This is a genomic window from Paraburkholderia sp. MM5477-R1 (genome assembly GCF_050436385.1).
GTDB lineage: Bacteria > Pseudomonadota > Gammaproteobacteria > Burkholderiales > Burkholderiaceae > Paraburkholderia > Paraburkholderia tuberum.
Map to the genome: position 1 here is coordinate 117,594 of NZ_JBNDMC010000009.1, position 17,125 is coordinate 134,718.

At 61.1% G+C, this 17,125-nt stretch carries 20 protein-coding genes; 2 read left to right on the top strand and 18 right to left on the bottom strand.

Going from position 1 to position 17,125, the window contains the following annotated elements; genetic code table 11:
- Positions 1-98: 98 nt before the first annotated feature.
- From msrQ to OKW35_RS43520, 5 genes are all read right to left on the bottom strand, one after another.
- Positions 99-800 (bottom strand): protein-methionine-sulfoxide reductase heme-binding subunit MsrQ, encoded by a 702-nt coding sequence (msrQ, locus tag OKW35_RS43500; protein ID WP_429555298.1) that lies wholly within the window; start codon positions 798-800, stop codon positions 99-101.
- Positions 801-810: 10 nt separating this feature from the next.
- The gene (msrP, locus tag OKW35_RS43505; RefSeq protein ID WP_429555299.1) at positions 811-1,806 is read right to left on the bottom strand and encodes a protein-methionine-sulfoxide reductase catalytic subunit MsrP; all 996 of its coding nucleotides are present in this window, start codon (positions 1,804-1,806) and stop codon (positions 811-813) included.
- A 206-nt stretch (positions 1,807-2,012) separates the two neighbouring features.
- Complete coding sequence (gene ccsB, locus OKW35_RS43510; RefSeq protein ID WP_429490367.1) at positions 2,013-3,227, bottom strand: c-type cytochrome biogenesis protein CcsB; 1,215 nt, start codon at positions 3,225-3,227, stop codon at positions 2,013-2,015.
- Between the two features lie 4 nt (positions 3,228-3,231).
- Positions 3,232-5,442, bottom strand: coding sequence for a cytochrome c biogenesis protein ResB (locus tag OKW35_RS43515; RefSeq protein WP_429555300.1), 2,211 nt, complete (start codon positions 5,440-5,442; stop codon positions 3,232-3,234).
- Between the two features lie 118 nt (positions 5,443-5,560).
- The gene (locus tag OKW35_RS43520; protein ID WP_429555301.1) at positions 5,561-6,214 is read right to left on the bottom strand and encodes a c-type cytochrome; all 654 of its coding nucleotides are present in this window, start codon (positions 6,212-6,214) and stop codon (positions 5,561-5,563) included.
- A gap of 220 nt (positions 6,215-6,434) precedes the next feature.
- Between OKW35_RS43520 and yihA the strand changes: the two genes are divergently transcribed.
- Both yihA and hemB read left to right on the top strand, forming a co-directional pair.
- Positions 6,435-7,097 carry a ribosome biogenesis GTP-binding protein YihA/YsxC gene (gene yihA / locus OKW35_RS43525; protein ID WP_018420165.1) on the top strand — a complete coding sequence of 221 codons (663 nt, stop codon included), beginning with the start codon at positions 6,435-6,437 and terminating at the stop codon, positions 7,095-7,097.
- Between the two features lie 278 nt (positions 7,098-7,375).
- Entirely contained in the window at positions 7,376-8,374 is a 999-nt protein-coding gene (hemB, locus tag OKW35_RS43530) for a porphobilinogen synthase (protein WP_429555302.1), read from the top strand.
- A 123-nt stretch (positions 8,375-8,497) separates the two neighbouring features.
- On the opposite strand, the gene dsbD is transcribed toward hemB, so the two are convergent.
- The 13 genes from dsbD to rpsE form a co-directional block, all read right to left on the bottom strand.
- Positions 8,498-10,378 (bottom strand): protein-disulfide reductase DsbD, encoded by a 1,881-nt coding sequence (gene dsbD / locus OKW35_RS43535; RefSeq protein ID WP_429555303.1) that lies wholly within the window; start codon positions 10,376-10,378, stop codon positions 8,498-8,500.
- Positions 10,371-10,703 carry a divalent-cation tolerance protein CutA gene (gene cutA / locus OKW35_RS43540; RefSeq protein WP_090802155.1) on the bottom strand — a complete coding sequence of 111 codons (333 nt, stop codon included), beginning with the start codon at positions 10,701-10,703 and terminating at the stop codon, positions 10,371-10,373. The genes dsbD and cutA overlap by 8 nt, the downstream gene beginning before the upstream one ends.
- Before the next feature lie 189 nt (positions 10,704-10,892).
- The gene (gene rplQ, locus OKW35_RS43545) at positions 10,893-11,285 is read right to left on the bottom strand and encodes a 50S ribosomal protein L17 (RefSeq protein ID WP_013090750.1); all 393 of its coding nucleotides are present in this window, start codon (positions 11,283-11,285) and stop codon (positions 10,893-10,895) included.
- 192 nt (positions 11,286-11,477) lie between these two features.
- Positions 11,478-12,455, bottom strand: a complete 978-nt coding sequence (locus tag OKW35_RS43550; protein ID WP_007730697.1) for a DNA-directed RNA polymerase subunit alpha — start codon at positions 12,453-12,455, stop codon at positions 11,478-11,480.
- A 124-nt stretch (positions 12,456-12,579) separates the two neighbouring features.
- Positions 12,580-13,203: a 30S ribosomal protein S4 gene (rpsD, locus tag OKW35_RS43555; RefSeq protein WP_013090752.1), complete on the bottom strand. Its 624-nt coding sequence runs from the start codon at positions 13,201-13,203 to the stop codon at positions 12,580-12,582.
- A gap of 147 nt (positions 13,204-13,350) precedes the next feature.
- Entirely contained in the window at positions 13,351-13,755 is a 405-nt protein-coding gene (gene rpsK / locus OKW35_RS43560; protein ID WP_006052224.1) for a 30S ribosomal protein S11, read from the bottom strand.
- A gap of 28 nt (positions 13,756-13,783) precedes the next feature.
- Positions 13,784-14,149 (bottom strand): 30S ribosomal protein S13, encoded by a 366-nt coding sequence (gene rpsM / locus OKW35_RS43565; RefSeq protein WP_013589830.1) that lies wholly within the window; start codon positions 14,147-14,149, stop codon positions 13,784-13,786.
- 41 nt (positions 14,150-14,190) lie between these two features.
- Complete coding sequence (rpmJ, locus tag OKW35_RS43570) at positions 14,191-14,307, bottom strand: 50S ribosomal protein L36 (protein WP_004199844.1); 117 nt, start codon at positions 14,305-14,307, stop codon at positions 14,191-14,193.
- Between the two features lie 20 nt (positions 14,308-14,327).
- A complete protein-coding gene (gene infA / locus OKW35_RS43575) occupies positions 14,328-14,546 on the bottom strand; it encodes a translation initiation factor IF-1 (protein WP_004521905.1) in 219 nt (72 codons plus the stop codon).
- Between the two features lie 8 nt (positions 14,547-14,554).
- Entirely contained in the window at positions 14,555-15,901 is a 1,347-nt protein-coding gene (gene secY / locus OKW35_RS43580; RefSeq protein WP_090802158.1) for a preprotein translocase subunit SecY, read from the bottom strand.
- Positions 15,902-15,947: 46 nt separating this feature from the next.
- Entirely contained in the window at positions 15,948-16,382 is a 435-nt protein-coding gene (gene rplO / locus OKW35_RS43585) for a 50S ribosomal protein L15 (protein WP_075303261.1), read from the bottom strand.
- A gap of 29 nt (positions 16,383-16,411) precedes the next feature.
- Positions 16,412-16,594, bottom strand: a complete 183-nt coding sequence (gene rpmD / locus OKW35_RS43590; RefSeq protein ID WP_008923335.1) for a 50S ribosomal protein L30 — start codon at positions 16,592-16,594, stop codon at positions 16,412-16,414.
- An 11-nt stretch (positions 16,595-16,605) separates the two neighbouring features.
- The gene (rpsE, locus tag OKW35_RS43595; protein ID WP_075303262.1) at positions 16,606-17,124 is read right to left on the bottom strand and encodes a 30S ribosomal protein S5; all 519 of its coding nucleotides are present in this window, start codon (positions 17,122-17,124) and stop codon (positions 16,606-16,608) included.
- Between the last annotated feature and the right edge of the window lies 1 nt (position 17,125).

The following is a 17,125-nucleotide window of genomic DNA, read 5'->3' on the forward strand; positions in this document are numbered from 1 at the left end:
CGGCAGAGCGCGAAGGTCGAGCGCAGCAACGAAAATGGCGATGCCACGGTGGCATCGCCATTTTTATTTGAAACAGCGTGACGCCAATAAACTCGCCATCATCGTCGGCGCGTTCCCATCCTCCGCTCACGTACCCACACCACCAGCCGCCATCCCAGCAACGCGATCATCACCGCGCCGTAGATCTTCGGCAGCAGCAGGTCGTGCTTGCCCGCCTTCATCCACCAGAAATGCAGGATCGCGAGCACGCCGATCGCATAGATCGCGCGATGCAGCGTCTGCCAGCGACGTCCGAGCTTGCGCACCATCGCGCGCGGCGACGTGACCGCGAGCGCGATCAGCAGCACGAACGCGGCGAAGCCCACCGTGATGAACGGCCGCTTGCCGATGTCCTTCAGAATCTCCGCAACATCGAACCACTTGTCGAACCACAGGTACGTGGTGAAATGCAGCGTCGCGTAGAAGAACGTGTAGAGCCCGAGCATGCGGCGCAAACGCACGAACGCGGCGACGCCGGTCAGACGGCGTAGCGGCGTCACCGCGAGCGTGATGCACAGGAACACGAGCGTCCACAGGCCGGTCGAGCGTGTGATGAATTCAATCGGATTCGCGCCGAGCCGGTCGGTCAGGCCGAACAGCACGAGGCGCGCGAGAGGATAGAGCGCCGCGATGAAGACTGCGACTTTGGTGGGCACGACCCAGCGCGCGCCGCCGGTGGAACGCGGCTTCGCCGCCGACGCCGACGCCGTCCGCCGCGTCGCAGGCTCGGTGCGGGTGACAGTTTGCGTATCGGAAACCATCGCGCTCGCCCTAGAAGTTCTTCTTCAGGTCCATGCCCTGATAGAGCGACGCGACCTGATCGCCGTAACCGTTGAACATCAGCGTCTTGCGTTTCGGCGTGAAAAAACCGTCTTCGCCGATGCGCCGTTCAGTGGCTTGACTCCAGCGCGGATGATCGACATTCGGATTCACGTTCGAATAAAACCCATATTCGTTCGACGCGTACGTGTTCCAGCTCGTCGGCGGCTGCTTCTCGACGAAGCGGATTTTCACGAGCGACTTCGCGCTCTTGAAGCCGTACTTCCACGGCACCACGACGCGCACCGGCGCGCCGTTCTGATTCGGCAGCACCTGGCCGTAGAGGCCCATCGTCAGTAGCGTCAGCGGATGCATCGCCTCGTCCATCCGCAGGCCTTCGGAGTAAGGCCAATCGAGTATGGGTGCCGACAACCCTGGCATCTGCGACGGATCGGCGAGCGTGATGAACTGCACGTACTTTGCATTGCCGGTCGGTTCGACGCGTTTGATCAGCTCCGACAGCGAGACGCCGATCCACGGCACCACGATCGACCAACCTTCGACGCAGCGATGCCGGTACACACGCTCCTCGAGCGGCGCGAGCTTCAGCAGATCGTCGATGTCGTACACCTTCGGATTCTTGATCTCGCCCTCGACGCTCACCTTCCACGGATGCGGCCGCAACGTGCCCGCGCGCTGCGAGGGGTCGGATTTATCGGTGCCGAACTCGTAGAAATTGTTGTAGGTGGTGATGTCCTTGTACGGCGTGATCTTGTCGAGCGCGACGAACCTGGTGTTGGTTTTCGCCGCGAGCTTCTGCGCCTTCGGATCGGGCGACGAGTAGGTCGCGAGCGCCTCGCCGCTCACGCCGATCAGGCTGCCAAGCGCCATCGCGCCCGCCGCCTGCAGGATGCGTCGCCGGTTCTCGAACACGTGCCGCGGCGCGATTTCGCTGCGCGCGATGTCATCGCCGGTCAGTTGAATTCTGTCGCTTCGCTTGATCCACATCGTGCTACTCCTTGCCGGCCCGCCGCGTCGCGCGCGTTGCGGAGCCTTATTGATGATCGCCCCTTTGGGGGCGTCTGTCATCCGCGGGTAGTTGCTCAGGTGCTCGACTGGCGAACACCGGGGAGCAACGAATATTCCATCGGCCATAAAAAAACCGCCGGTGCGAAAGCACGCGGCGGTTCTTAGTCGGTTCAGCGCGGCGGATCTTACAGCTTGCCGTAGCTATGCAAGCCCGACAGGAACATGTTCACGCCGAGGAACGCGAAGCTCGTGACCAGCAGCCCGGTCAGCGCCCACCACGCGGCGAGCGCGCCGCGCAGGCCCTTCATCATACGCATGTGCAGCCAGGCCGCGTAGTTCAGCCACACGATCAGCGCCCACGTCTCCTTCGGGTCCCAGCTCCAGTAGCCGCCCCAGGCTTGGGCGGCCCACAGCGCGCCGAGAATCGTCGCGATCGTGAAGAACGCGAAGCCGACCGCGATCGACTTGTACATCACGTCGTCGAGCACGTCGAGCGCCGGCAGACGATCCGCGAGCACGCCGCGTTCCTTCGCCAGATATGCGACGCCGACCATCGCCGACAGCGCGAAGCTGCCATAGCCGATGAAGTTCGCCGGCACGTGAATCTTCATCCACCAGCTTTGCAGCGCCGGCACGAGCGGCTGGATCTGCTGCGCGTCGCGCGCGACCGAGTACCACATCAGGAAGCCGACGGCTGCGCTGATCACGAGCAACACGAACGCGCCGAGCGCGCGCGTGTTGTAGTGCTGCTCGTAGTACAGATAGAACAGCGCGGTGATCAGGCTGAACAGCACGAACACTTCATAAAGGTTCGAAATCGGAATATGGCCGACGTCCGCGCCGATCAGATACGACTCGTACCAGCGCACCATCATGCCGACGAAGCCCATCAGCACCGCCGCCCACGTCATCGTCGAGCCGATCGCGGCGCCGGTCGGCGAGCGCGACAGCAGCGCGATCCAGTAGAACCCGGTCGCGAATACGAAGAGCGCGCTCATCCACAGGATCGCGGACTGGCTCGACAGGAAATACTTGAGGAAGAAAGCGTTGTCGGCGCGGCTCAGATCGCCGTGGTAGATCTGGATTGCGAGCAGCGACAGCGCGGCGATTCCCACCATCAGCGGACGCACCGGCTTCCAGCGCCAGCCGAGCACGACGAAAACCGGCACCGAGCACATCAGCACCAGTTTGTCGTAGTAGTTCATGAACGGGTAATAGCGCGACAGCGCGAACCCGGCGCCCCCGACAAGCACGAGCGCGAACAGCCAGTCGACGATACCCAGGCGTTTCAGGAACGGCCGTTCGTCGAAGTTCGGGAGTTCGGGCGTGCTGCTCGCAAACGCCTTGTCGGCGCGTGAAGCAGAAGAAGAGGAAGAGGAGGAAACCTGAGTCAAGTCCATGATCTTACCGGGTCGAATCCTGTGAGCTTGCCGACGCAGCGGCGGCCTGACCGGCCGGGCTGGCATCGGCTGCTTCGATGAGTTTCGCGCCCAATGCGGCGCTCACGGCGGCCCGCGTCTGGACGAACTCTTTCTCGAAGTCTAGCGTCTTACGCGCGCTCGACATCGCCATTACGACGCTCGTGCCGTGGTCCGTGTCCTTGAGCCAGAACCACAGACGCCGTTCGCGAACGTAGAACATCGAGAAGATGCCCAATACGAGAAGCAGGCTGCCAAGATACACGACTTTTTTGCCCGGCGCGCGCGTCAACTGAAATACCGAAGCTTGCACCTGCTTGAATGAGTCAAGCTGCAAATAGACCGGCGATCCATACAGAAAGCTGTCGGAAATCGCATTAAGCGAACTCTGGATGAAGCGGCTCGTGTCCGCATCGGCCGGCGCGGCGGGCTCGCCGAGCCGCTGGCGCGACAGTTGCCACAAGTCCCACGTCACGCCTTCGAGCATGCGAAGCAGCAGGCCCGCCGCCTTTTCCTGCTCGCCCTTCGGTACCGAGCGGTCGATAAACCCAGCGACCGCCTGGAAGCCGCCGAGCGTTTCGCCATTCGGCATCTTCATGCTGCTGTCGGCGCCCGCAAAAAGGGTCAGCACGCGCAAGGCGCTTTCCTCCAGATGTTGCTGCAACTCCGCATTTGAACCCGGCACCGAACGCTGCGCGAATTGATGAGCGGCGATGGCCCGTTGGTTCGGGTCTTCCAGCGTGGCGCGCAGATTCATCCATTCCTTGAGCGTGCCGCCGCTGTCGGCGGGAATGCGCAGGTAGCGGAACGGGTCGTCGGGATTCAAGCGCATGCCGGCGAGGAACATTTTCTCGCCGTTCACGTCGACGGGCAGCATGTAGTTGTTGTACTCGCGCGCCTGGCCATCCTTGCCGCGAATCTTGTACTGCACCGACGGGCCGACGTTGTGCAGATCGAGCGGCTTCGACGTTTTCGCGCCGGAGCCGAGGCGCTCGTCGAACGCTTCCTTCAGCGAGTGCTGCGCGACAACCCCGCGCGCATCGTTCTGCCCGTTGCCGTTCGAGATGTTTTCGACGTTGATCGCGCGGAAGTCGGTGAATTCGACGGTCTGGCCATCGGCCAGCGGCGTGGCCGAGCTCAACGGCGCGCTGCCGCCGATCGTGCCGCCAAACGGCGCGGGCTTTGCACTCGGGCCGGACATCGGGAAGGCAGTCATCTGCATCTGCGAGCCGCCGTCCTGGAAGCTCGATTGATAAATCGACACGCCGTCGTATTCGAACGGCTTGTTGACCTCGACGCGCGCCGGCACGCGCGCGCCGGTCTTGTGATCGATCACGACGATGTCGCTCGCGAACAGCTTCGGCATGCCGGTCGAGTAGTAATCGACGATGAACTTGTTGAGCTCGATCGAAAACGGCAGGTCCTGGATCAGCGAACCATTGGGCTGATTCAGGATCGCGGTCGACACGTGCTGCCCTTCGGGTACCCACGCGTAGCCGCGGAACGTCGGGTTCGATTGCGACAGCCGATGCTCGGGCGAAATCTCGTTGATCACCGTGTTCGAGTTGATCGGCGACTTGTCGAACAGCCACATTTGCAGCTTGATCGGCAGATTGCTGTCGAGCAGGCCGCCGAGGCAGATCACGACGATCGCGAGGTGCGCGGAGATGTAGCCGAACTTCGTCAGCGCGCCACGCTTCGCGGCGATCAACGTCGCGCCGTCCGACTCGCGCGTGACGAACTTGTAGCCGAGCTTCGCCGACAACCTTGCGAGCACCGCCGCCGACTGCGCGCGCGTGCCGTGCACCGCGAACTCACCCTTGTGATGGAACGCGCGCAGGCTGCCTTCTCGAACCTTGTCCTTCCAGCTCTTCGCGTCGGCGACCATCTTCGGCGCATTTCGGATCACGCAGAGCGACACAGACACCATCAGGAAGCCGAGAATCAGCATGAACCACCACGAGCTGTACACCGTGTAGAGGCTCAGCGCGCGGAAGATGTCCGCCCAGAACGGACCGAACTGGTTGACGTAGTTGGGATACGGATCGTCCTGCGTGAGGACGGTACCGATGATGCTGGCGATCGACAGAATGACGAGCAGCGCAATGGCGAAACGCATCGAGCTCAGGAGCTCGATGGCGCTGCGCATGACGCGATTGCCCGACTTCGACTGCAGACCCGACGTGGTGACGCTCATTCAATCTCCGACTGAACAGCAAAAAAGGGTGAAGGGCTGTCGTAGCGACGACACCCTCACCCTTTTCTTGTTTTTCACCGGCCTCGCCGGGCCGGTTGGATTTGCGCGGACGAAGCGCTTAATGCAGGCCCGCGATGTAGTCGGCAACCGCTTTGATTTCGTTGTCCGACAGACGCGATGCTATCGCATGCATCGCGTCGTTGTTATTACGAGCGCCCGGACCTTGCGTGAACGCGGTCAATTGCGTCACCGAGTACTCGGCCCACTGCCCCGACAGGCGTGGATACTGGATCGGAATGCCCTGCCCCGTGGGCCCGTGACAGGCCGCGCAGGCCGGCACCCCGCGGTCGGCAATCCCACCGCGATAGATCTGCTGCCCCACCGCGACGGTCTTCTTGTTGTGCGCATAGCCTGGCTTGGGCGTCTGCGTCGAGAAGTAAGCCGCGACGTTGATCATGTCCTGATCGGAAAGCGCGGCGGCCATGCCCGCCATGATCGCATTGTTGCGCGCGGCCTGTTCGGCGCCCGGCTGCGCCTTGAAATCTCTGAGCTGCTTGACGAGGTACTCAGGATGCTGGCCCGCCAGTTTCGGGTATGCGCCGCCGGCACTGTTGCCGTCTGCGCCGTGACATGACGCGCATACCTGTACCGCGATTGCCTGCCCCCGATTGATGTCCGGCTTTGCCGGATCTGCTGCTCGTGCCTGAATTGCCAAACCTGAAAGACCTGCCGTTACATGAAGCACCATCAGAGTCTTGCACAGTCGATTCATTCGCACACCCTGTCTCGTCTTGTGGGATTTTAGATGTTCTGCAAAGTACGACGACGGCGACCGAGTGACCGCCAGGAGCCGCCAAGGCACGTGGGGCGGCCTCCTAAGGTTTTCAGTAAACCATCGTATTGTACAATAACTCGCTAATCGCTTAGACGCCAGTCGGGCTTGACCCCGTCCCCGCTGCGGGCTCCGCAGCTTCTCCAATCTGGCTTCCACCATGCCCTTCCTGCTCCACGAATCCCGCTTCTATACCACCGTCAATCATCTGCGCGACCTGCCGGCCACCGCGCAGCCCGAGATCGCTTTCGCGGGACGCTCGAACGCGGGCAAATCGACCGCGATCAACGTGCTCTGCAATCAGAAGCGACTTGCATTCGCAAGTAAGACGCCTGGCCGCACGCAGCACATCAATTATTTTTCGGTTGGCAAGGCGGATGAGCCGACCGCCTATCTGGTCGACCTGCCGGGCTACGGTTATGCGGAAGTGCCGGGTGCGGCGAAGGCGCACTGGGAAGCGCTGCTGTCCACGTATCTGCAATCGCGCTCGCAACTGCGCGGCATGATCCTCATGATGGATTCGCGCCGCCCTCTGACGGATCTCGATCGGCGCATGATCGAGTGGTTCGCGCCGACCGGCAAGCCGATCCACACGCTGCTCACCAAATGCGACAAATTGACGCGTCAGGAAAGCACGAACGCGTTGCGCACCGCGCAGAAGGGACTGGCCGAATATCGGGCTGCGGGCTATCGCGGCGAACTCACCGCGCAACTGTTTTCGGCGCTCAAGCGAACGGGGCTCGATGAAGCGCATGAGCTGATCGAGAGCTGGCTGATCCCGGAGGCAGCGGGCGAAACAGGCGAAACGCCGGCCGCGGGCTGAACGCATATCAATGCAGGAATCCCGCGGCACGCGTGATATGCCTGTAAAACCCACGTCAGAGCGCGTTTGCGGCCGCGCATAAAAAAACCCGCCGCTTGAACGGCGGGTCAAACAGCCTAATCGAAAAACGACAGGCACCCGCTCAGGGAGGAGAAGCGGGGAGGTCAGCGCTAGGCGCCTTGCTCGATCGGTATGATATACCATTGTCTCGAAAAGTTTCCGGGAGCGGAGCCAGGTGCTATTTGTCCACTCCACCTATCCACGATCTTCGATTCGATATGAGCTTCTACCCGCACTACCGTCCGCGCCGCATGCGCCGTGACGACTTCTCGCGTCGCATGATGCGCGAAAACCTCCTCACGACCAACGATCTGATTTACCCCGTGTTCATCGTCGAGGGAACCAACGTGCGGCAAGCCGTGCCGTCGATGCCGGGCGTCGAGCGCGTGTCGGTCGATCTGCTGATGGGCGTCGCCGGGCAGTGCGTCGAACTGGGCGTGCCGGTGTTGTCTCTGTTTCCCGCGATCGAGCCCTCGCTGAAGACGCCCGAAGGCCGTGAAGCGGCCAACCCGGCGGGCCTGATCCCGCGCGCGGTGCGTGAGTTGAAGAAGAATTTTCCGGAGCTCGGCGTGCTCACCGACGTGGCGCTCGATCCGTATACGAGCCATGGTCAGGACGGCGTGCTCGACGAAGCCGGCTACGTGATCAACGACGAAACCGTCGAGATCCTCGTCGAGCAGGCTCGTGCGCAGGCGGAAGCCGGCGTCGACATCGTCGCGCCGTCGGACATGATGGACGGACGCATTGGTGCGATCCGCGAAATGCTCGAGAGCGAGGACCACATCCACACGCGCATCATGGCGTACGCGGCGAAGTACGCTTCGGCGTTCTACGGCCCGTTCCGCGATGCCGTCGGTTCCGCGACGAACCTCGGCAAGAGCAACAAGATGACCTACCAGATGGACCCGGCAAATTCCAACGAGGCGCTGCGCGAAGTGCAGGCCGACATCAACGAAGGCGCGGACATGGTGATGGTCAAGCCGGGCATGCCGTATCTGGACATCGTGCGTCGCGTGAAGGACGAGTTCCAGTTCCCCACCTACGTGTACCAGGTAAGCGGCGAATACGCCATGCTGAAGGCCGCCGCGCAGAATGGCTGGCTCGATCACGACAAGGTGATGATGGAATCGCTGCTCGCGTTCAAGCGTGCAGGCGCGGACGGCGTGCTGACGTATTTCGCGCTGGATGCCGCGAAGATCCTGCGTTCGCAGAAGTAAGCCAGGCGCGGTTTAGCGCGCGGCCGTCGAGAAAAAAACGGAGGCGAACCTTAGGGTTTCGCCTCCGTTTTTTTGTGCTGCAGTTTGCGAAGCGGCGGTCTTGCAACGCCCCGCGGCCTTCGATTACACCCCCGATGCACTCGCCCGATCCAGTGTGCGCAGGAATTTATCCGCCGATTCGTAGCCGACCTCCCGCAACACTTCCTTGCCACCCTGATCGAAAAAAATAATCCCCGGCGGCCCGAACAGATTGAAGCGCTTGAGCAGCGCCTGGTCGTCGGTATTGTTCGCAGTGACGTCGGCGCGCAGCAGATTCATCTGCTTCAGCTTCGCCTGAACGCGCGGGTCGCTGAAGGTGAATTTCTCCATCTCCTTGCAGCTCACGCACCAGTCCGCGTAAAAATCGAGCATGGCTGGCTGCGCCGCCGTTTTGACGGCCTGGTCGAGCTGATCCGATGAACGTACCGGCGCGAACGTCAATTCGCTGTGCGGCGCCGTTGCGGCCGCGCCGGAGCCATCCTTCGCGATGCTCGCCTGATTGCCGACGCGAGCCGCGAGCACCGCCAGCGGTCGCAGCGGATCCAACGATCCCGCCGCGAGGCCAACTAGAAGCGCGGCTGCCCAAACCGCCATCACGACGCCGACCGCCCGCCCAAGCCGGTGCCATATCGAGGCGCCTGCAACCGACTTGGAAAACAGGCCGAGCGCAACCGCGGCGATCAGCAGCCAGAGGGCGCTCAACAGCATCGACGCCGCCCCGCCGAGCACCGGCCAAACAATCCACAGCGCCGCGGCCAGCAGAACGACGCCAAAGAACACTTTTACGCTGTCCATCCACTTGCCCGCGCGCGGCAGCAGTGTACCCGCGCCGAGGCCAATGATCAGCAGCGGCAGCCCGAGCCCGATGCCCATCGAGAACAGCGCCGCGCCACCGAGCACGGCGTTGCCGGTATGCGCAATGAACGCGAGCACCGCAAAAAGCGGCGCGGTCATGCAGGCGCCGACCACCAGCGCCGACAGCGCGCCCATCACGGCGACCGCGGTAAATTTGCCACCCGAGCGTCCCGCTGACGCGCTCGACATGCGATCGCGCCAGCGCGGCGGCAGTTCGAGATCCACACCGGCGATCAGCAGCAGCGCGAAAATCGTCAGAAGCCCGCCGAACGCGCCGAGCACCCACGGGTTCTGCAGCCATGCGCCGAGACTCTGCCCGACGAGTGCCGCCACGACACCCAGCACCGTGTACACGAGCGCCATCCCGACTACATACGCGAGCGACAGCGCGAAGCCACGCCTGCGCGTGACGCGCGCTCCCTCACCGATGATGATCGCCGACAGAATCGGAATCATCGGATACGAGCACGGCAGCAAGCTCAGAATGGCGCCGGCAACGAAATAAAGCCCGACGATCGCAAAAAAACCGCCACGCTGCAGCAGCGACTGCGCGTAATCGGCGCTGGTGGCGCGTTCGTACCAAGGTTCGTCGTCAGCGGCGGCCGATTGTTGCGCGGTTGGGGTCGCCGCCCTGCTGCCAGCCAGCTGCAGCGCCTCGCTGCTCACGTGGTACACGCGCTCCATCGGGGGGTAGCAGATGCCCGCGTCGGCGCAGCCCTGCGACGTCACCGCAAGATCGAACGGTCCGGCAGCCTGCTTGACCGGAATACGAATCGTCAGCTCGTTGCGATACGTCTCGACATTCTTGTCGAATGTCTGATCGAACTTCACATGACCGCCTGGCAGTTCAGGCTCGCCAAGCGTCGCCGTGCCGTTGCGGGTCGCGAACGCGAAGCGCTCGCGGTACATGTAGTAGCCGTCCGCAATCTTGTAGGTGACGACGACTTGGCCGGGGGCCTCGGTCGCGCTGAACCGGAACGCGACGGACGGGTCGAGGAAGTCGTCCGCGGCGCGCGCGAGCGTGGCGACTTGCGCGAGGAACACCCAGCCGAGCAGAAAGAATGCGGTGCGCAGCGCAGCGCGCGCGCGCCGGTCGAGACCGTTAAACATGAACAGGGCGTTGGGTTTCAGCAGTGATCCACTGGCCGTAGGCGGCGGAGGCCGTCGCTTGCCATGAGAGGATTTCCGGCGTGCCGTAGGGATGGTGAGCCTGAATGTATTGCTCCAGTTCGAGCGCGCGAGCGGCGCTGGTCTTGAACAGCAGCTGGATTTCCTGCGCGGTTTCGATCGCGCCCTGCCAGTGATAGCTCGACTGCACGCTGCCTAGCTGGGTGACGCACGCGCAAAGGCGAGCGGCGAGCGCGTCGGCTGCGAGCTTTTGAGCGCCGGCCGCATCCGGCACCGTTGTCAGCACCAAGGTCACATTCACACTCACACCAAGCTCCGGCGGCGCAGGATTTCGATCCCGATATCGTATCACCTGGCCCTGTCGCCCTGCAGGGCGCCACGCGGTGCGGCCGCGACATTTGGTCACTGCGAAGCGGCTTTCGCTATCAATGAAAAATCCGCCGCAGAAAACAAAAAAGCCAGGCGATGCGCCTGGCTTTTTGTCGAAGCAGAAAGCTTACTCAGCTTCTTGCACTTCCGTTTCTTCGACTTCCGGACGGTCGAGCAGTTCGACCAGTGCCATCGGCGCATTGTCACCGACGCGGAAGCCGAACTTCAGCACGCGCAGGTAGCCGCCCGGACGGTTTGCGTAGCGCGGGCCGAGCACGTCGAACAGCTTCGTGACCGAGTCACGATCGCGCAGGCGGTTGAACGCCAGACGACGGTTTGCGAGCGACGGCTTCTTGCCGAGCGTGATCAGCGGCTCGACGACTTTACGAAGTTCCTTGGCCTTCGGCAGCGTGGTCTTGATGACTTCGTGCTCGATCAGCGAGTTGGACATGTTACGGAGCATTGCCAAACGGTGGCTGCTCGTGCGGTTCAGTTTCCGCAGACCATGACGGTGACGCATGTTAATTCCTTCAGTTCAAAGTTTTGGTCCAGCTCTTCTATCGCACTCGTTCTGCAGCATCGACTACAAACAGTGAGCGCACGGGCCGGTAGTGACAAAAGACAAGACGCGGATTTTAAAGGAAAATCCGCGCCTTTGCCAGTACAGTACAGCGGTGCAATTCGCGGGTCCACACCCGACCGAGTTGTCCGCTTACTTGTCGAGACCAGCCGGCGGCCAGTTTTCGAGCTTCATGCCGAGCGTCAGCCCACGCGATGCCAGAACTTCCTTGATCTCGTTCAGCGACTTGCGACCCAGATTCGGAGTCTTGAGCAGTTCGTTCTCGGTACGCTGGATCAGGTCGCCGATGTAGTAGATGTTCTCGGCCTTCAGGCAGTTCGCGGAACGAACCGTCAGTTCGAGATCGTCGACCGGACGCAGCAGGATCGGATCGATCTGCGGTGCGCGCGACGGCGCTTCCGCCGCTGCTTCGGTACCTTCCAGCGCCGCGAACACCGACAACTGATCGACCAGAATGCGCGCCGATTGTCGGATCGCTTCTTCCGGCGAAATCACACCGTTGGTCTCGATGTTCATCACGAGCTTGTCGAGGTCGGTGCGCTGCTCGACGCGAGCGCTTTCGACCGCGTAGCTCACGCGACGAACCGGCGAAAACGAGGCGTCCAGCACGATCCGGCCGATGATCTTGGCCGACTCTTCACCGTAACGACGCACATTGCCCGGCACATAGCCGCGGCCCTTTTCGACCTTGATCTGCACGTCGAGCTTGCCGCCCTTCGACAGATGCGCAATCACGTGATCGGGATTGATGACTTCGCAATCGTGTGCGAGTTCGATATCGCCGGCCGTGACCACGCCTTCGCCTTCCTTCCGCAGCGTAACCGTCACTTCGTCACGATTATGCAGCTTGAAGACGACGCCCTTCAGGTTCAACAACAGGTTGACCACATCCTCTTGTACACCGTCGAGCGTCGAATACTCGTGCACGACGCCTGCAATCGTCACCTCGGTCGGGGCATAGCCCACCATCGACGACAACAGCACGCGCCGAAGCGCGTTGCCCAAGGTGTGGCCATAACCGCGTTCAAACGGCTCCATGACCACTTTCGCGTGGCTTTCGCCAAGCGATTCAACTGCAATAATCTTGGGCTTCAACAAACTGGTTTGCATAGGTTTTCCTTTTCAATACCCTCGGCTCGTTACACCGATAAGGCTGACCGGTAACAACCTGAAAATAAACAGCCGAGACGCCCCCTTGCGCAACGCAATCAGGGCGCCCCGGCCGTCAATCCGATTACCGCGAATACAATTCGACGATCAGGCTTTCGTTGATGTCGCCAGCGATGTCGCTGCGTTCCGGCTTCTGCTTGAAGGTACCTTCGAACTTCTTCGCGTCGACCGCGACCCAGCTCGGCATGCCGCCTTGCTCAGCGAGCGACAGCGCCTCAATGATGCGAGCCTGCTTGCGCTTCTGTTCGCGCACGGCGACGACGTCCCCAGCCTTCACCTGCATCGACGGGATGTTCGTTACGACGCCGTTCACCGTGATTGCCTTGTGGCCAACGAGCTGACGTGCTTCAGCGCGCGTCGAGCCAAAGCCCATGCGATACACGACGTTGTCCAGACGCGATTCGAGCAGTTGCAGCAGGTTCTCACCCGTGTTGCCCTTCAGGCGGTCTGCTTCAGCGAAGTAGCGACGGAACTGGCGCTCGAGGACACCGTAGATACGCTTTACTTTTTGCTTCTCGCGCAGCTGAGTGCCATAGTCGGACGTACGTGCGCCCGAGGTACGGCCGTGCTGGCCGGGCTTGCTGTCAAGCTTGCACTTGTCAGCGAGCGAACGGCGCGCGCTCTTCAGGAAGAGGTCAGTGCCTTCCCGGCGGGACAGCTTGGCCTTGGGGCCGATATAACGTGCCACGTTGATTCCTTCTGTGATTTATCACGCGAATGCTTCCACTCGCGCTAGTCCGAACCCTTTGAGTCGAACGGTGGGCTTAGTCAATTCAATAACACGCGCAGCCCGCCACCGCGCAAGGCGGGAACAGGCGCTCGAAATACCAGCGTCTTAGATACGACGACGCTTCGGCGGACGGCAGCCGTTATGCGGGACCGGCGTCACGTCGGAGATCGCGGTGATCTTGATGCCAAGACCATGCAGCGCGCGCACCGCCGATTCCCGGCCAGGACCGGGGCCCTTGATCCGCACTTCGAGGTTCTTCACGCCGTATTCCATCGCCACGCGGCCAGCTGATTCAGCTGCGACCTGAGCTGCAAACGGAGTCGACTTACGCGAACCCTTGAAGCCCTGACCGCCCGACGTTGCCCAGGCAAGCGCGTTGCCTTGACGGTCGGTGATCGTGATGATGGTGTTGTTGAACGACGCGTGAACGTGAACCACGCCCTCGGCGACGTTCTTCTTGACCTTCTTGCGAACGCGTTGCGCCGCGGAGTTGTTCGAAGCCTTAGCCATTACGTTTTCCTGTAACTGTCAGTTCCGCTTACTTCTTCAGCGATTGCGCTGCACGACGCGGACCCTTGCGCGTACGGGCATTCGTACGCGTACGCTGGCCGCGCAGGGGCAGACCCTTACGATGCCGCACGCCACGATAGCAGCCGAGATCCATCAGGCGCTTGATGTTCATCGTCGTTTCACGGCGCAGATCGCCTTCAACGATGAACTTGCCGACTTCTTCACGCAGCTTTTCGAGGTCTGCGTCAGTCAGGTCTTTGACCTTCTTCGAAAATGCCACACCAGCAGCGACGCAAATGTCGCGCGAGCGCGTGCGACCGACACCGTAAATAGCCGTCAGGCCGATTTCAGTATGCTGGTGATTCGGGATGTTAACCCCTGCGATACGAGCCATTGTTTTTCCTCAAACAAAAAGCGCAAGCAAAAGCGCGGCGTTCAGCCTTGACGCTGTTTGTGGCGCGGATCAGAACTGCAAATCACGCGCACAACGCCTTTGCGCTTGATAATCTTGCAATTGCGGCAAATGCGCTTAACCGATGCCATCACTTTCATGATATTACCCTTTTTTCAAATCACTTCGCCCGGAACACGATCCGCGCACGCGACAGATCGTAAGGCGTCAATTCAACCGTCACCTTGTCGCCCGGCAAGATCCGGATGTAGTGCATCCGCATTTTGCCGGATATGTGTCCCAACACGACATGGCCGTTTTCCAGCTTCACCCTGAAGGTAGCATTAGGCAGGTTCTCGATTACTTCGCCCTGCATCTGGATAACATCGTCTTTGGCCATAAGTCCTTTCAACGCATCGGGACGCCGCCGCCTTTGAAATTAGCTTTCTTCAGCAGCGATTCATACTGTTGCGACATAACGTACGACTGCACCTGCGCCATGAAATCCATTGTGACGACGACAATGATCAGCAGCGACGTTCCACCAAAATAAAACGGCACGTTCCAGCGTAGCACCAGAAATTCAGGCAGCAGGCAAACGAACACGATGTAGATCGCACCGGCAAGCGTCAAACGCGTGAGGATGCGGTCGATATATCGCGCCGTCTGATCGCCCGGGCGGATACCTGGGACGAAAGCGCCGCTCTTTTTCAGGTTGTCGGCCGTTTCCCTGCTGTTAAACACCAGTGCAGTGTAAAAGAAGCAGAAGAAGACGATCGCCAACGCGTACAGCAACACGTACACCGGTTGACCGGGCTTCAGGGCTTCGGCAACGTTGTGCAACGTGTCTGCGAACCAGCTGGTACGCGAGCCCGAACTGAACCAGTTCAGGATAGTTGCCGGGAAGAGAATGATCGACGATGCGAAGATCGGTGGAATCACGCCCGACATATTCAGCTTCAGCGGCAAATGCGAAGACTGGCCGCCGTAAATCTTGTTGCCCACCTGCCGCTTCGCATAATTCACAAGTATCTTGCGCTGGCCGCGTTCGATGAACACCACCACATAGGTCACAGCAGCAATCAGCGCGACGACGATAATCGCCGAGATGATGCTCATCGAGCCGGTTCGCACCAGTTCAAAGAGACCACCGATTGCGTTCGGGAAACCCGCCGCAATACCGCCGAATATGATGATCGAGATACCGTTGCCAAGCCCGCGCTCCGTGATCTGCTCACCCAGCCACATCAGGAACATCGTGCCGGTCACCAGCGTCACGACCGTCGTCAAGCGGAATACCATCCCCGGATCGATCACGAGGCCCGGCTGATTTTCCAGAGCGACGGCAATACCGAACGCCTGGAACGTCGCCAGCACAACCGTGAAGATCCGCGTGTACTGCGTAATCTTTCGCTGACCTGCCTGCCCTTCCTTTTTCAGCGCTTCGAGCTGCGGCGAAACAATCGCCAGCAACTGCATGATGATCGACGCCGAAATGTACGGCATGATCCCCAGCGCGAAAATCGTGAACCGCGAAAGTGCGCCACCCGAGAACATGTTAAACATGCCAAGGATGCCGCCCGACTGGCTTTGGAACAGTTTCGCCAGTTGGTCCGGGTCGATACCCGGCACCGGAATATGCGCGCCGATACGGTAGACGACTAGCGCCAGCAGCAGGAACACTGCTCGCCGGCGCAAATCGCCAAACTTCGCCGCGCTGCGACCGGGTTTTGCGAGACTCGGGCTGTTAGCCAAGTACCTTCTCCGATGCAAGTGCTAGTGACGGCAATTAACTCGCGCGTTACTCGGCAAAAGAGCCACCGGCTGCCTCGATAGCAGCACGTGCGCCCTTCGTCGCACCCAGACCCTTCACAACGACCTTGCGCTTGAGCTCGCCCGTTGCAATGATCTTGGCGCTACGGATCAGCTCGCCGACGAGGCCGGCTTGCTTGAGAGCCAGCAGATCGATTTCGTCGACCGGCAGCTTCTCCAGATCCGAGAGACGTACTTCACCGACGAATTCCTTCGTCAGCGAGGTGAAGCCACGCTTCGGCAGGCGACGTTGCAGCGGCATTTGACCGCCTTCAAAGCCAACCTTGTGAAAGCCGCCCGAACGCGACTTCTGACCCTTGTGACCACGGCCAGCGGTCTTGCCGAGGCCGGAGCCGATGCCGCGACCAACGCGGCGCTTTGCGTGCTTCGCGCCTTCGGCCGGCTTCAGGTTATTCAATTCCATTATCAACTCCTTGAGTCCTGGTCAGCCGCTTAGCTGATGACCTTAACGAGGTACGAAACCTTGTTGATCATGCCGCGCACAGCCGGCGTATCCTGCAACTCGCTAACCGAGTTGAGTCGGCGCAGGCCCAGGCCACGCACCGTTGCACGGTGCGATTCACGGGTGCCGATCAGGCTCTTGACGAGCTGGACCTTGACAGTTTTATCAGACATGGTGTCCACCTTTAGCCCAGAATTTCTTCGACGGACTTGCCACGCTTCGCAGCGATGTCGGCCGGCGTGGACTGCTTGCGCAGACCATCGAGCGTCGCACGAACGAGGTTGTACGGGTTCGTCGAGCCGTGGCTCTTGGCCACAACGTTCTGCACGCCCATCACGTCGAACACGGCGCGCATCGGGCCGCCTGCGATGACGCCGGTACCGTCCTTCGCCGGAGCGAGGAGGACCGTCGATGCGCCGTGCTTACCGTGCACTTCGTGTTGCAAGGTACCGTTCTTCAACGGCACCTTGAACATGTTGCGGCGAGCCTGTTCCATCGCCTTCTGGACAGCGACCGGTACTTCCTTCGCCTTGCCCTTGCCCATACCGACGCGGCCATCACCGTCGCCAACCACGGTCAGTGCAGCGAAGCCGAGAATACGGCCACCCTTCACGACCTTGGTCACGCGGTTAACCGCGATCATTTTTTCACGAAGGCCGTCGTCGCGTTCGTCAGCCTGAACTTTAGCTTGCATCTTTGCCATG